Origin of the sequence: uncultured Sulfuricurvum sp. (assembly GCF_937936435.1) — a bacterium.
In the GTDB taxonomy this organism is placed as follows: domain Bacteria; phylum Campylobacterota; class Campylobacteria; order Campylobacterales; family Sulfurimonadaceae; genus Sulfuricurvum.
Window position 1 is genome coordinate 1 of the sequence record NZ_CALDDG010000061.1, and the last position, 15,589, is coordinate 15,589.

General features: G+C 49.1%; 10 protein-coding genes. 4 read left to right on the forward strand and 6 right to left on the reverse strand.

From position 1 onward, the window contains the following. Positions 1-320: GyrI-like domain-containing protein (locus Q0389_RS06805; RefSeq protein ID WP_298693018.1), on the forward strand; the 320-nt coding region annotated here is incomplete at its 5' end. 124 nt (positions 321-444) lie between these two features. Beyond that, positions 445-1,521 (forward strand): alkene reductase, encoded by a 1,077-nt coding sequence (locus Q0389_RS06810; RefSeq protein ID WP_298693020.1) that lies wholly within the window; start codon positions 445-447, stop codon positions 1,519-1,521. Here the strand turns inward: Q0389_RS06810 and Q0389_RS06815 are convergent. From Q0389_RS06815 to Q0389_RS06830, 4 genes are all read right to left on the reverse strand, one after another. Next, positions 1,507-2,433: a class I SAM-dependent methyltransferase gene (locus tag Q0389_RS06815; RefSeq protein ID WP_298693021.1), complete on the reverse strand. Its 927-nt coding sequence runs from the start codon at positions 2,431-2,433 to the stop codon at positions 1,507-1,509. The genes Q0389_RS06810 and Q0389_RS06815 overlap by 15 nt on opposite strands. Before the next feature lie 89 nt (positions 2,434-2,522). Beyond that, a complete protein-coding gene (locus tag Q0389_RS06820; RefSeq protein WP_298693023.1) occupies positions 2,523-5,552 on the reverse strand; it encodes an efflux RND transporter permease subunit in 3,030 nt (1,009 codons plus the stop codon). 8 nt (positions 5,553-5,560) lie between these two features. After that, positions 5,561-6,295, reverse strand: coding sequence for an efflux RND transporter periplasmic adaptor subunit (locus tag Q0389_RS06825; protein ID WP_298693025.1), 735 nt, complete (start codon positions 6,293-6,295; stop codon positions 5,561-5,563). Next, positions 6,292-7,524, reverse strand: a complete 1,233-nt coding sequence (locus Q0389_RS06830; RefSeq protein ID WP_298693027.1) for a TolC family protein — start codon at positions 7,522-7,524, stop codon at positions 6,292-6,294. The genes Q0389_RS06825 and Q0389_RS06830 overlap by 4 nt, the downstream gene beginning before the upstream one ends. 102 nt (positions 7,525-7,626) lie before the next feature. Here Q0389_RS06830 and Q0389_RS06835 point away from each other — a divergent pair, with 102 nt between their 5' ends. Further along, entirely contained in the window at positions 7,627-8,265 is a 639-nt protein-coding gene (locus Q0389_RS06835; protein WP_298693029.1) for a TetR/AcrR family transcriptional regulator, read from the forward strand. A gap of 19 nt (positions 8,266-8,284) precedes the next feature. Further along, positions 8,285-9,520, forward strand: a complete 1,236-nt coding sequence (locus tag Q0389_RS06840) for a coproporphyrinogen III oxidase family protein (protein ID WP_298693031.1) — start codon at positions 8,285-8,287, stop codon at positions 9,518-9,520. A 5-nt stretch (positions 9,521-9,525) separates the two neighbouring features. On the opposite strand, the gene putP is transcribed toward Q0389_RS06840, so the two are convergent. Together putP and Q0389_RS06850 are read right to left on the reverse strand one after the other, a co-directional pair. Continuing rightward, positions 9,526-11,001, reverse strand: coding sequence for a sodium/proline symporter PutP (gene putP / locus Q0389_RS06845; RefSeq protein WP_298693033.1), 1,476 nt, complete (start codon positions 10,999-11,001; stop codon positions 9,526-9,528). After that, on the reverse strand, positions 10,986-14,552 hold the full coding sequence (locus Q0389_RS06850) for a bifunctional proline dehydrogenase/L-glutamate gamma-semialdehyde dehydrogenase (RefSeq protein WP_298693035.1): 3,567 nt from the start codon (positions 14,550-14,552) through the stop codon (positions 10,986-10,988). Before Q0389_RS06850 ends, putP begins: the two co-directional genes overlap by 16 nt. Positions 14,553-15,589 lie beyond the last annotated feature (1,037 nt).

The following is a 15,589-nucleotide window of genomic DNA, read 5'->3' on the forward strand; positions in this document are numbered from 1 at the left end:
CATGGGGAATCGGCCATGACAATCCCGCTTTGACTCCGCCGGACAAACTTCGCTGCGATGCCTGTATCAGTTGGAAAGATAAAAGTATCATCCCTTCCGGAGAAGTGATGAGCAAGAGTATAGGGGGAGGCAAATATGCCGTTTTCCTGCATCGCGGAGCATACGAAGAGATGCGCGAAACGTACCGCCTGATCGGAGACTGGATCGTCCAAAGCGGAGTGAGCGTACTGGGCGGTCCCATGTTCAGATATCTCAATCGCGCCCCGCGCCGAACTAAAACTGAAAATCTCCGTACCGATATCTATATTCCTATAGCGTAATTCCCGATTCTTTTTGCAAAAAGAAGCACGGGGTGTACTTTGAAAAAAAATTACTAAATATTATTCATTGTGATTTAAAATCCCTTGTGAAATAATGGCCTTATTATCGTATAAGGAGTTAGTCATGGATTTGCTTTCACCTATCGACGTCGGAGAGTACCGTCTCAACAACAGAATATTCATGGCCCCGATGACACGGTGCCGAAGTGTTCATAATAATGTTCCGAATGAAATGATGGTTCAATACTATACGCAAAGAGCTTCTGCCGGATTGATCATCACCGAAGCGACACAGATTTCGACCAAGGGGATAGGCTACCCCTACACGCCCGGTATTCATACTGCCGAACAGGTCGAGGGATGGAAGAAGGTGACACAGAGCGTACACGCAAAAGGGGGCAGGATATTTTTACAGCTATGGCATGTTGGACGAATTTCCCATCCCGCTTTTCATAACGGAGAACTGCCGGTTGCCCCTTCAGCGATTAAGCCCTCAGGGAGTATTTATACCTATGAAGGGATGAAAGAGTTTGTCACACCGCATCCGTTGAGTACGGGCGAGATCAAAAACATTGTCGAGGATTATATAGCGGGGGCCAAAAATGCGATGGAAGCCGGGTTTGACGGAGTCGAAATCCACGGAGCCAACGGCTATCTGATCGATCAGTTTCTACGTGACGGAACGAATCAGAGAACGGATGAATACGGAGGATCGGTCGAAAATCGCGCACGCTTTTTATGCGAAATCGTCGAAGCAGTTTGTGCCGCTGTCGGTTCGAATAAAACGGGGGTTAGACTCTCTCCCAGCGGCACGTTCAACGATATGAAAGATTCCGATCCCCAAAAACATTTCTCCTATATCTGCGAACGGCTCAATAGGTACAATCTCGCTTATCTTCACATTATCGATGCGCTCGAAGGAGATATCCGACACGGGGCGAATGTCGTAGAACTCAGGATTTTAAGAGATGCGTATAAAGGAATTTTGATCGCGAACGGCGGTTATACGTTCGAGAGAGGGAATCAGACGATTCGGGACGGATTAGCGGATGCGGTAGCATTCGGGGCACTTTTTCTGGCTAATCCCGATTTGCCGGAACGCTTTAAAACCCATTCGGAACTGAACACTCCCGATCCCGCCAGTTTTTATACGCAGGATGAAACGGGGTATCTTGATTATCCTGCATTACAGTGCGATTGATGCAGACTTTTGGAATACCAGATTTTTAAGGCTTCGTTCTTCTTCGATTTCGGGGAAGCTCTCGAGATTTTCTAACCTCTCGATATATTGAAACTCCGGAGCATTTTCACGGAAAAGGTTTTTGATAAACTCACTGTCCAGTTCGGGGGCATTGAGCGCCGAGAGGACGATACACTCCTCTGCCGTGAATTCATGCAGCCGACGGATGATCTTTGCGTAATCGGAGGTCGCGGCAAATGAGCCTTTTTGGAAGCTTGGGGGATCGATAATAATCAGATCATACGGACCGCTTTTGCGGATACGGCTCCATGATTTGAGGATATTATAGGGCATGAACTCCACATTTTTCGTATCGAGTCCGTTGAGACGGTGATTTTCCCTTCCCATCGAGAGGACGTTTTTATTCATATCGACATTGGTGACCGCCATTGCTCCCCCCGCAATCGCTACAACGGAAAAAGAGCAGGTGTAAGAGAAGAGATTTAGGACGTTTTTCCCGGATGCGTTACGACGGACAAATTCCCGTCCGAGCTTCATATCGGGGAAAAATCCGATGTTTTGGGCATTGAGAAAGTTTATGTGATACTTGAGGCCGTTCTCGATGGCAAAGGTTTTTTGCGGTAGTTCACCCTCTATTGTGGTCGATGGTGATGCGGGGAGATAGCGCTGTTGAACAATCAGTGCTTTCCATTTATCCTCAGCGTAAAAGAAATCACGCAACATCGAAACGATCGCATCCTCTTGCTCATCCGCGTCAAATAACACGGCAAAGAGCACTTTATCCACACTGTCGATGGTGAGAAACCGATATCCGCCGTACGTATTGCCTCGTCCGTGAAAGAGTCGGGTATATTCTTCGGTTACGGTAGCGGCATTCGTATGTAAAAGGCGCTTTAAATCGTCTAGGTTCATTCATAATTCTTTGATAAAAGTGGTGAAAGTATAGCAGATGGATTATATGTCGTCATCCCCGACTTGATCGGGAAGGACGAGCAAAAGATTTATTTTTTAATCGTATAGAGCTTGCGCAGTTTCGCATCCAACGGTGCTAGGACTTTGTAGAGTGCCGGAACGACGAGTAGGCTGGTCAGCGTCGAGAGCAGAAGTCCGCAGATGACGGCGACCCCCATCGGTCCTTTAACCCCAGAACCTTCTCCGACGGAGAGGGCAAGGGGGAGCATCCCGAAACACATCGCCGTTGTCGTCATCAGGATCGGGCGCAGACGCGAAAGTCCCGCTTCGACAATCGCTTCATCAAGCTCTTTTCCCGAATCGCGCAACCGGTTCGCCGCATCGACGACGAGGGTAGAGTTTTTCCCCACCAGTCCGAGCAATAGCATCAGCCCCATCATACTAAAGAGCGACATATTCATCCCTGCCGCCCACAGACCGATAAACGCCCCCGTAAAGCTCAGCGGAAGCGCACTCATGATGATGAGCGGCTGTAACGGCGATTCGTACAACGCGGCGAGGATGAGATAAATCATGACCAGCGCTGCACCGATAGCGACACCGAAGGCTTCGTTACTCTCCTGCATGTGTTTGGCATCGCCGTCGAGTTCGAATGCCACCCCTTTATCCAGCCATTCATTTTGGCGTTCATTGACGATTTTGACGAGCTTGTCGAGAGGGAGCGCTTTGGTGATGTCGGCTCCGACGATCACTTTTTTGAGACGGTCGAACCGTTTGATGGTTGTCGGTGCATAGTCATCGGTAATCGACACGACGGCTGATAGCGGTACGGTCCCTCCCGATGAGGTGCGGACGTTGAGGGCGTTGATCGTTTCGATGTTTTCGCGTTTGGTATCGTCCAGACGCATTACGACGTCGTACTCTTTGCCCCGTTCGCGTAGAAAAGTGATCGTACTGTCCCCTGAATAGGCACCGGCGATCGTGTGGGCGATATCATCGACATTGACACCGAGGCGCGTGGCGTTTTGGGTAAGGACGGTAATGTTCAACTGCGGCGCTTTAGGCTGGATATTGCTTTGCACATCGGTCGTCCCCTCGATGCTGTTGAGCAGTTTCATCAGCTTACGTGCCGAGGCTTCCGCCTGATCGGCACTTTGGGCTTTGAGGATCACCTGATAGGGGGTGTTGATTTCATAGTTCGCGATATCGTTGACCTCGGTCACGCTGGTCATAGTGAATCCTTTGAGACTCTCCAACATAGTGCGGGTCTCTTTCATGACATCGCTCTGGCTTCGGGTACGCTCGTGCAGAGGTTTTAGGCGAACATACAAAGCCGATTCGTTCGCTTTATGATCATCTCCCCGTCCGACGTAGAGGGTGCAGTATTCGACTTCGGGAATTTTCCCGATACGTCGCTGTACATCGAGCGAGAGTTGTTTCATCCCTTGGACGCTGATCCCGACGGGAGCTTTCAGAGTGATATCGAACTGGCTTTTATCTTCTTTGGGCATAAATACCATCCCCAGCGTCCCCGAGAGGACGATCGAGACGACAAAGATTCCTAATGCCGTGAAAAGGGTCGTCTTTTTGTATTTCAGCACGGTGTGAATCAGATAGCGATAGCGCTCTTCCATAGCGACGAAAAAGTGTTCCGTTCGATGATAAAAACGGCTGTGCTCCCCTTTGGCGATTTGCGATGCGATCATCGGGATCAGGGTGACCGCGATGATAAAAGAGACGACGATGGCGGCGATGATCGTCACCCCGAAACTGGTGAAAAACCGTCCGACGATCCCGCTCATTTTCGCGATAGGGACGAAAACCGCCAAAAGCATCGCGGAGATGGCAACGATGGAAAAAATGATCTCTTGTACCCCTTCGATGGCGGCATTGATCCGATCCCGTCCCGCTTCTAGCCGTTTAAAGATGTTTTCGATGACGACGATAGCGTCGTCAATGATGATACCGATAGCGAGAGTGAGGGCGGTGAGGGTGAGAAGATTAAACGTCTGGCCGCTCCATCCCATGATCGCAAATACCCCGAAAATAGAGACAGGCAAAGAGACGGCGGCGATAAGGGTAAGGGTGAAGTTTCGCAAAAAGAGAAAGATAACCAGCGATGCGAGAACGGAGCCCAGGATAAGGTCGAATTGCACGCCATGGAGGGTATCGCGGATATATTGTGTCGCGTCTTGCAACGGAGTGAGAGTCATCGTCGGTTCCAATGCCGCCAACGACGGGAGTTGAGCCCGTACCGCATCGGCGATGGCAATCTCGTTGGCTCCGGTCATTTTTTTAACCATCAGTAAAACACCCGATTGTCCGTCAAGCGAAGCAAAACTGCGTTCTTCCGCCAAGGTATCGCTTACGATGGCGACATCGCCCAGCGATAATCCCTCACGTATGCGAAGGGTACTGAGGGCTTGCGCCGTTTTACTGTCGTTATCGATGAGGATTTGGTATTCATGACGCGGATCAACGGTTTTCCCGCCGTCCATTCTGACATTTTGGGCACGGATGACATTCGTCAAATCGTTCATCGTCAGTGAGTATTTGGCGAGGAGGGCAGGATCAGGGGTAATCAGAATCTGTTTTTTGCGCAGTCCTTCCAGTGTCACTCCGCCGACTCCTTCGATCCGCTGAAGACGCGGTTTGAGGATTTCATCGGCGTGTTTCATCAGTTTTTGGCCGTCTTTACCTGCCAAAAAGAGGGTGATGACCGGAGCGGAATTGATCGAATATTTATCGACGGAAGGTTTGTCTACTTCATTGGGAAGCTGAATACTGGAAACTTTGTCCCGGACGTCATTGACCGCTTCATCGAGGTCTTTGGAAAGTTTGAATTGGGCGACGACGACGCTGATCCCTTTGGAACTGTCCGAACTGAGGGTATCGAGTCCCGAGATACCGCTGACGGCTTCTTCGATTTTGTCGCTCACCTTGCTCTCGACGATATCGGCGTTGGCCCCTTTATAGGTAGTAGTGACGATGACAATCGGAAAGTCGACGTTGGGATAAAGTGCCGAGGGCATACCGGAGCGTTCGACCAGCCCGAAAAAAATCAGGGCGAGAGCGAACATAATCGTCGTAATAGGGCGGAGAATGGCGATTTTATACATAGTTTTCCCTATTTTGCGCTAATCATACCGTCACCGAAGGTACCGGGACGCAGACCCGATCCATCGGCTTCGGCAGTCATCTGGCGGCTTTTGGTATCGATAGAGGGGTAAATTTTGATGATTTTGGAACATTTCCCCGTCGCTTTTCCGTCGATGGAGATACAGAAACGGTCTCCTGTTTTGACGTTCGGGGCAAATTTGGAGTCGTATCGGATCAGGAGTTTGGTCTGATCGCTGATGAGTTTGAACAGCGGTGTTCCTCCCATCGAAGAGACCATATCCCCCACCTCGATATTTTTCTCGGAGATACTCCCCGCAAACGGAGCCACAAGACGCATTTTGGAGAGCTTTTGTTCGGCATAGGCGACCGATAAACGGGTCCGTTCTTTTTGTGCCAGTTTTGAATCGAGTTCGGATTTGAGCTTGTCGAGGGTATTTTTGTCAAACACCTGTGCGCTTCTCTCATAGCGTCCGTATTGATCACTTAAAAAAGCGCACTCTTTGGTAAGGGCATTCAAATCGGCTTTTGCCATTTGCAGCGATAGCTGCTCTTCGGCACTGTCGAGTTCGAGGAGAAGGGAACCTTTTTTTACATGGTCGGCATTATCAACGGCGACCCGTTTGACGATTCCCGACGCATTCATCCCCAAAGAGGCTTCACGGTAGGCTTGGGTCTCGAACGTAGCGTACACGCCTCCCCACAAGGTCATAGTACATAATGTCGTTAATAGGGCAATTTTCATTTTTTCTCCTCGAGTAGGCTCATAAGATCGGTTCCGTAGGCGTAAGCCAGATTGGCCTTGGCAATTTGCAGGGCATTACGGGCATTTTGGGCTCTGGCGCGTGAGGCGCTCAGGTCACTGAGTTCGCTCAGATAATTGGTGGAGTTGACTAAACCCGCTTCGAACCGTTTTTTGATGTAAACAAAGGCGACATTACGTGATTCTTCTTCGGCTTGTGCCGCTTTGTAGGCATTTTGGGACGCATCGAGGCTCATGAGGGCGATATCGGCTTCGTTGCGGATACTTTTGGTTTTGTATTCGATCAGTTTTTGGGCTTTCAGGGTCGAAAGACGGGCTTGTTCGCGCTCTTTGGCAATGCTTCCCATATCAAACAGAGTCATTGAAAGGGATGCGATGATCTCGTTTTGGTTTTCGGGTTGGATATTGGCACCGTTCATCGTATCGTAGTCGTTGTAATCGAAGGTACGGTGTTTTGCAGCAATCGTGAGTGTCGGAAGATAGGTATAGAGTCCCTCGCTGTGGCTCAGAGTTTCGATTGCGGATTGATCGGCTTTCAAATCGTTGCGCTCAATTTGGGTGGTTGCCGGTACGGAAAGCTCTCTGTATTCGAGAGACTGAACCGATTGTCCCGTCAGCAGTTCGAGATATTTACGGCTCCGTTCGAGGATGATCTTTTGGTTTTGTTCATCGTATTCCGATTGGAGTTTTGAAGCGATCAGCGATTTGAGGATATCGTCCGTCGCCAGATCGTTTTTGACCAGTATGCTAAAGCGCTCCACCTGTGCGGAGAGTTCGGTTTTTTTGTCCGAGATGGCATCCAACTCTGCCTTGGCATTAAAATAGGTGTAATAGGCTGTGATCGTGTCAAGCAAAACATCCTGTTCTTTTTGCGCGAGAGAGTGTTCTGCCGAATCGATGGCGGAGTGGATGGCATCGAGAGTCGATTCGCGTCTGAAACCGTCGAAGATATTGACCTGCGTCCCCAGTTCCAAACCGTGGATCGTTTTAGGCTCGAAGGCGGTCGCTTTGTCTTTGCGCTGGTAGAGTGCGGTGGCATTGAGCGTCGGGTAGTAGGCCGTTTTCGCCTGTTCAAGCTGTTCTTTGGTTTTTTGGGCTTCTAGCCGGACCGATTCGATCTGCAGATTGGTTTTGGCACTCGGAAGCAATGATGCTAGATCGGCGCACATCAGTGATTGGGCAGTGAGGAGCAAAAGGGCAGTATACCTCATACGATACTCCGTTTAGGATTTTATGTTGACAATGGTAACATTAAATGTGAACAATGTCAACATTGCCTTTTCATTTTGATCGATCCGTGTTACAATGTTTGCATGAATACGCCCGAATCTATTAAAAAAACATCTTCTTATCATCATGGAAATCTCAAAGAGTCGCTATTGACGACGGCATTGGAGATGGTCGATAAAGAAGGGATAGACGCGTTAACACTGCGTGAGCTGACGATGCGGCTGGGGACGTCACGATCAGCGGTTTATCGCCATTTCCCCAGTAAAGAGGCATTAATACTCGGCGTTATCGAAAAAGGGTATGAACGGTTAGACTTGCTCCTGACCCCGATTTTTCAGGATAAACATTCCAGTGTGGCGGAACGTTTTGATCGAATGGGACGAGAATATCTTGATTTTGCGATACACCATCCGACGTTGTATCGTTTGCTGTTCGGTGATAAGTATCATCGTGAACGCGAAGAGTTATGCGATTACAAAGACGAAAATCAGGCAACGGGGTTGTATGCGCTGATCGGTCTACTTCTGGAGGCGCAGGAACAGGGAATTATTGCACAGGCTAATCCGATGGTGCAGGCGGCGATGGTGTGGGCATCGATCCACGGGCTGGCCTCGTTATTAATCGACGGACATTTGTTGATGCGCGAGAATATGGAAGAGATTTATGTGTACAGCCAGAGTGTGTTGCTAAACGGATTGAAGCGGATTCCTAAGGATGAGTGAATATTCCGAGACAATTCGCATGAGGCTTGCGCGGAAGCTTGCTTCGACAACGATGCGATGGGCCGTAAAGCGATATCTTCATTTAAAACCGACCGAGAAAAGTCTCCCGTTTGCATCCGATGAGACCCCGCGTCTTTTATACATTCATATCCCTTTTTGTCTGACCTTGTGCCCCTACTGTTCTTTTCATAAATTCCGATTCGACGAACCGAGTGCCAGAGCTTATTTCGAGTTGTTGCATCAGGAGATGCGGATGGTATATGCGTTGGGATATCGATTCGATTCGATCTATTTCGGAGGGGGAACGACGACGATTTTACCGCGTGAACTCGGGGATACGATCGATCTGGCAAAATCGCTGTTTGCGATTCGTGAAGTGTCGTGTGAGAGTGATCCGGCGCATTTGGGAGATCTCGATGCAGCCTATTTGGAGGGGAAAATCGATCGCCTCTCGATCGGAATCCAGAGTTTTAACGATGAAACGCTCAAACAGATCGGCCGCTATAAAAAGTTCGGTTCTGCCCAAGAACAATATGCCAAAGCCGAGTTGGCTATCGGGCGTTTTCCGATCGTCAATATCGATATGATCTACAATTATCCCGATCAAAGCGAAGAAGATTTGCATCGTGAAATCGATACGATATTGAGACTGCGCCCGCCTCAAGTGACTTTTTATCCGCTGATGTATGCACCGGGCATACGTGAAAACCTTAGCAAACGGTGGGGAGAGCTAAGCGATGATAAAGAGGCGAAGTTCTATCGGATCATCGATGAGCGGTTAAACGGGATTTACACGCAGCGTTCAGGCTGGGCCTGGTCGCTGAGAGGAGAGGGAATTATCGACGAATATGTCATAGAGCGGAGCGAATATGTAGGAATCGGAAGCGGCGCGTTCAGTTTTATCGGAAATACGCTCTATGCAAATACGTTTTCTCTGCCCCGTTATGCCGAGGCTCTTTCTCAGGGACGATTGCCGATTACCCATGCCGTTACTTTTCCTCCGCGTGCGATCAAACAGTATCGGATGATGGTGGAACTGTTCGGTCTTACTCCCGCAAAAGAGCCTTTATTAATCGAAAATGCCCTTTTAACTTTGCTCGGTGCGTATAGAGGGAAGAAAATCATTCCCGAAGGAAGCTATCTGTTTTCGGTGATGATGCGAGAGTTTTACAACGGGATGGATTATGTTCGCGAAACGATGCGTTCAAGACTGAGCAAAGAGGACGGATTAATCCGCGACTCCGTTGAGTCGTAATCTCTTTATCGCGGCAGCGATAGGCGTGTTTGTACTTCGTCGAAAATTCTTTGGCTTTCAGAGGAACTTTTCTTGCCGATACGACTGAATACGAGTATGGCGACCCATGCCGCGACAAAACCGGGAAGAAGTTCATACACATCAAATACCCCCCCCTCCATCTGTTTCCAGATAATGACGGTGATGGAACCGGCAATCATGCCGGCTATTGCACCCAGACGGGTTATATTCGGATTGTAAAGGGAGAGAATGATGAGCGGACCGAAGGCGGCGCCAAATCCTGCCCATGCGTAGGCGACGAGTTTCAAAACGCTGGAGTTTTGATCCGTGGATAGATACCATGCGATAAGTGCGATGGCGATGACGGTAGCTCTTCCGACCCATACCAGCTCACGATCGGATGCTTCTTTATGCAAAAGGACATGGTAGATATCGCGAGTGAGGACGGAAGAGGAGACCAGAAGCTGCGAATCGATGGTACTCATGATAGCGGCGAGTATGGCGGCGAGCAAAAATCCGGCGATCCACGGGTTGAAAAGGAGCTGAGAGAGGGTAATAAAGATTTTTTCGCTGTCATGCAGATCGATCCCCTCGGAGAGAACATAGGCAAAACCGAAGAACCCGACGGCGAGCGAACCGAGTATAGAGAGGATCATCCAGCTCATCCCGATCGTTTTTGCCCTCTCCATCTCATTTTCATGCCGAATCGACATGAAGCGCACCAGAATATGGGGCTGTCCGAAATACCCTAGACCCCATGCCAACAGCGAGAGAATACCGATGAAGGAGGTTCCGCTGATGATGTCGAGTTTGGACGGATCGGCTGAACGGATAATTTCTAAACCCTCAGTGATGCCGCCGATATGAAAAATCACTACGAGAGGCGTAACTATCAGGGCAAGCATCATCAATATCCCCTGGATAAAATCGGTCCAGCTCACCGCGTTGTACCCACCTAAAAAGGTATATGAGACGATGATAACACTCCCGACGATAAGTGCTGTCGAATACTCTAAATGAAAGGTTGCTTCAAACAATTTCGCTCCTCCGACCAGACCCGATGAGGTATATAGGGTGTAAAAGAGGAGAATCACGACGGCGGTAACGATACGCAACAAATGGGTACGGTCTTCGAAACGGTTGGAAAAGTAATCCGGTATCGTGATCGCATCGTCGAGATGGTGAGTATAGACTCTCAACGGCCTGGCGATATAGTGCCAGTTCAGATAGGCTCCGACGATAAGCCCCACGGCTATCCAGCTGCCGACGATTCCGTCGGTATACATCATACCGGGCAACCCCAGCAGAAGCCATCCGCTCATATCCGAGGCTCCGGCGCTTAGAGCCGTCACACCCGGTCCGAGTCTGCGCCCGCCCAAAACAAAGTCGCTTAGATCGTCGGTCTCGAAATAAAAGTAAATCCCTATCGCGACCATCGTGATCATGTAAGCGGCAAATGAGATAATTACCGGTGTTTCCATGTATTCTCCTTTGTATTGGCATGCAATCCCAGATTACCGTAACGGTGATAGCTGTGGGAAATGCTTTGTTCTCTAAAATAATGCATGAGTTCGATTCTTCCGTGCGGAATAAACGGTTCGGACGAGATATAAAGCGCATTGTCCGCACTGTGTTGATAGACCTTGGGCGAAACGTTTTCAGCGTTTAAATAACGTATTTTGTCTACCTGCCGCATCGTTTGTCTTAATCGGTTTTCATCCTCTTGCGCAAATGAATCTTCGATATCCAATAAGACAGAGTGGTGTTCTGCCAGCCATAATAGGGACGGTGACGATATATCGGCAGGGACAGAGAGGTAAAGTTTGGCTCCTGCCATTTTTATCGCCGCAATCGACGCGCATATCGCATGAACACTCTCCTCGGATTCCAAACGGAGCAATACGCTGTTCACGTTTCGATAACGAACGATATTGCTCTCTCCGCGTATACGGCAAATATCCCGTTCTTGGGTAAATTCACGATCCAGCCAATAGGCAAAGTTTTTTGCGGTGGCGATTGCACTATGCAGTTCGGAAGTAAAAGGCGAGGAACCGTTCATGAGTGTGCGAAGACGGTCTATATAGGGATGGTAGAGCGTTTCGTGTATATTCGTGCTAGACAAAGAGAGATTCATAAACTGGGATACATAATTGAACCCGCCCGCTTTTCTGCCGCTTCCGATAGAGGATTTGCCCATACCGCCGAAGGGCTGGCGCATGACGATGGCTCCGGTAGTGGGACGGTTGATATAGAGATTCCCGGCGAGGAGGTTCTCTTTCCATATGGCCTGTTCCCGCTCATCAAGACTCTCCAATCCGGAGGTCAACCCGTATCCGGTCGCGTTGACAAGCTCAATCGCATGTTCCAAATTTTCGGCACGCATGACGCTGAGTACCGGACCGAAAAGCTCGTTCATATGGCAAAAATCGCCGTTTTTGGTCCCCCATCGGATCGACGGGCGGAGCATGTAAGGATTATTATCGTCGCTGTAGGAGGGTTTCAGAGCCCAACTTTCATTATTGTCCAGATAGCTTAGTGCATGTTTGAGTGTGCCTGAAGGAGGGGCGATCAATGCGCCGACACGGTTTTGGAAATCCCATACCGATCCGACCTGCAGCGAGGATGCCGCATCGATCAGGGTCTGTTTGAAATGGGGATCGTCATACACCTCTTTCTCCAAGATGAGCAATGAGGTCGCCGAACATTTTTGTCCCGAGTTGTTAAAGGCGGATGCGATGACATTTTTGATCGCTTGATCGCGGTCGGACAAAGCCGTAACGATGGTAGCGTCTTTGCCTCCGGTTTCGGCACTGAGATGGAGATCGGGGCGTGCTTTGATCATGGCGTAGACGGTTGTTTCGCCTCCGGTAAAGATGACGAAATCGGCGAGGGGATCGGTGATGAGGTATTTACCTGCCGTTTCACCGCTCGTCGGGACGAATTGGAGGGTGTTTTTGCTGACTCCCCCCTCCCAAAAACATTGACAAAGGCGATAGGCGCATAATACCGCATCGGATGAGGGCTTTAGGATAACGGTATTTCCGGATGCCAATGCTGCGGCAATCCCTCCGGTCGGAATAGCGATGGGGAAATTCCAGGGACTGATAACGACGCCGACCCCCTTTCCCATGGCGTGAGCGTTGGTAAGGGCAGTGAACTCTCGGACACTGTAAGGATAAAAATTGCAAAAATCGATTGCTTCGGAGACTTCGACATCGGTTTCACTAAAGACTTTTCCCACTTCGGCAGCGGCAATACCGATCAGATCGCCTCTGCTTTTTCGGAATTCATGGGCGACGTTCATCAAAATTTTCTGACGGCTGAGCAGATCGAGTGTCCGCCAGCCATCCGGATCGGCAGCTGCCACACGGAGGGCTTCACGGATATTATCTGCGGAAGCTCGGCTATAGCTTCCGACGACGACGTTGTCGTGATATTGCGATTTATCGATGACGGTAACTCGATTTTCAGACGGTATCGTGACGCCGCCGATGACTGCATCGACATCAAATCTGCCGTTTTGTGCAATATTTTTCCATTTATAGCGAATGTGTTCCGCCCATTGTCGATTTTGAGGCAATGCGAAGTCGGTATCGCTTTCGTTGACGAAGCGGTAGATGGAGGGGTCGATTTCTAATACACGGGGAGGAAGAGAGCGATTTTGGGTACGAAACGCTTTGAGATTCAGATCGGGAATTTTTACAAGGGCATCATCGTAGCTTCGAACCAGTTTCTCCCACGCCGGAGAGTTGACGCGCAATCCGAAACTGTGGCGTAAAAAGTTTTGTTCGGCGGTATTCTCATCAAACCGCCGTACCAGATAGGCAATAGCATTGGTAAAAGTCTTTGCCGTAGCGGTAGGGGCATAAAGGATAACTTCAAGTCCTTCGTTTTTGAGAAGTTTATACGCCGTCTCGCTCATCCCCTCCAGCATCTCTGCGCTGTAGGACTCTTCGACTCCCCGTTCACGTGCTAGGAGTATTCCCAGTGCATGGTCGAAAAGGTTATGGGATGCAACGCCCGTATGGACGGCAGAGGCGATTTGCGGATCGAGGAGATAATCCATTAGTATTTTGTAGTTCGCATCGGTTTGGGCTTTGTACAGATAGGTGACGTAAGGCCATCCGCGCAGGCTAGCTTCGGTCAGCTCCATCTCCTGATTGGCTCCCTTGACCAGTCTTATTTTGATCGGAGCTCCCCCCGCTTCAACCCTCTCTAGTGCCCATTTTGAGAGTTTTTGCAGATAGCTAAGGGCGTCAGGTATATATGATTGTATGACGATTCCGGCGTACAGTGCGAAAAACGGCTTTTGAGAGAGGGTATAGATGAATGCATCGACGGTTAGGCCGACATCTCGATACTCTTCCATATCAAGATTTACAAATTTATTATGCTCCATCGCGATCATATAAATGCTCTCCAAAGAGCGGGAAATCTGCTGTACGGACCATTCATGCGCCAGCGGAGTGATCTGCGAAAATATGGTTGAGATTTTGATCGAGATGTAGTCGATTGAAGGATTTTCCAAGGCATCGATATATTTTAAAATCCGTTCATGGGCCTCTTTTTCGCCTAAAACCGCTTCTCCGATAATATTGATATTGACGCGGGTATGTTCGTCCTTGCGTTTTGCCAGATAATGAGAGAGCAGGGAGCTTTCTCCTTTAATCACGACGTTACTGACATCATTGCGGAGATAGCGGATAAAAAGGGGGACGGAGATTATCGGAAGATAGAGTCCGATATGACGGAACAGCCATACCAAGAGCTGTTCAAACTCGCTGAAAAAATCGGTGTTTTCATATTTCGAAAAAAGAAATTCGAGCTGGTCGGCGATCCGTTTGGTATCGTGTGAACGGAAACTCTGATCCAGCAATTCGATCAGAAAAATTTTGTTGAGAGGATTTTGGAGCATTCGCTCCATCACTTCGTGGAACTTTTGCTCGGTGTGCTCCCGATGAAGTTCAATCTCGGATTGCCACTCTTCGGCAAGATGTTTGGCATTTTCAAATAGGGTTGTCGTAATGTGCATTGTACTCCTTTGTGGTTGTCACAATAGGATCTTTGATCAAATCTGAAAAGCTAATCAATTCCTAAAACGATAAATTGCAAATACCAGATACCGATAGATACGAGATATCCGGCTAACACTGTCCATGCGAGTTTCATGTGGGCCGAAAAGGTATAAATTCCGTGCATTCTCCCCATTACTCCGACTCCCGCCGCACTTCCGAAACTGATCATTGATCCGCCGATACCCACGGTCAATGTCAATAGCATCCATTGGGTATAGTCCAGAGGCGGGTTGGCTTTTAGGACCGCCGACATGACGGGGACGTTATCGATCACGGCAGAGACAAATCCTACGGCGATGTTGACATAGGTCGGATTAAGCGCTTCGAACAGTTGAGTAACATATCCTAAAAATCCGGCAAAATAGAGGGCTCCGACGGCTGCCAAAATCCCGAAGAAAAAGAGGAGTGTATTGTTTTCGATTCTACTGATGGATTTGAAAATATTGACGTCTTGTTTGTGGCGTCGTTTTAAAGTGTACATATATAGCTGCAACACGGAAAGTCCGAACAGCATACCCCACATCGGTGGAAGCTGCATTACCTGTTTGCATAAGACCGAAACGGCAATCGTCGCCAAACCGAGAAAAATAATGACTTTTCCCCCTCTGAGAATTTCGATTTTTTCGGCGAGTGCAGGATCACCGTCTTTGTAAGGATCTTCGTCCGGAATATATCTGACCAGTAACACTGCCGTGACGAGCCATCCTAAAAATGCGGCAGGGAAAAGATAGAGGAAATCGGAAAATTCCCCTTTTTGGGCTGTCCAGGCCATGAGCGTCGTGATATCGCCGAACGGGCTCCAAGCACCGCCGGCATTGGCGGCGACTACGATATTGATGGCACCGGGAATCAAAAACGCTTTATTCTCTTTTTCAATCGTGATGAGGACGGTGGAGAGGATCAGGGCCGTCGTCAGATTATCGGCGATAGGGGAGATGAAAAATGCCAGATCGGAAGAGCGTCGTGTAGGGAAAGAGTGTAGATCTCGGTGGTC

What these genes read in the sequence shown, in the direction of transcription:
- Q0389_RS06810 (WP_298693020.1), top strand. Translation starts at nt 445, where the DNA reads ATGGATTTGCTTTCACCTATCGACGTCGGAGAGTACCGTCTCAACAAC.
- Q0389_RS06815 (WP_298693021.1), bottom strand. Translation starts at nt 2,433, where the DNA reads ATGAACCTAGACGATTTAAAGCGCCTTTTACATACGAATGCCGCTACC.
- Q0389_RS06820 (WP_298693023.1), bottom strand. Translation starts at nt 5,552, where the DNA reads ATGTATAAAATCGCCATTCTCCGCCCTATTACGACGATTATGTTCGCT.
- Q0389_RS06825 (WP_298693025.1), bottom strand. Translation starts at nt 6,295, where the DNA reads ATGAAAATTGCCCTATTAACGACATTATGTACTATGACCTTGTGGGGA.
- Q0389_RS06830 (WP_298693027.1), bottom strand. Translation starts at nt 7,524, where the DNA reads ATGAGGTATACTGCCCTTTTGCTCCTCACTGCCCAATCACTGATGTGC.
- Q0389_RS06835 (WP_298693029.1), top strand. Translation starts at nt 7,627, where the DNA reads ATGAATACGCCCGAATCTATTAAAAAAACATCTTCTTATCATCATGGA.
- Q0389_RS06840 (WP_298693031.1), top strand. Translation starts at nt 8,285, where the DNA reads ATGAGGCTTGCGCGGAAGCTTGCTTCGACAACGATGCGATGGGCCGTA.
- putP (WP_298693033.1), bottom strand. Translation starts at nt 11,001, where the DNA reads ATGGAAACACCGGTAATTATCTCATTTGCCGCTTACATGATCACGATG.
- Q0389_RS06850 (WP_298693035.1), bottom strand. Translation starts at nt 14,552, where the DNA reads ATGCACATTACGACAACCCTATTTGAAAATGCCAAACATCTTGCCGAA.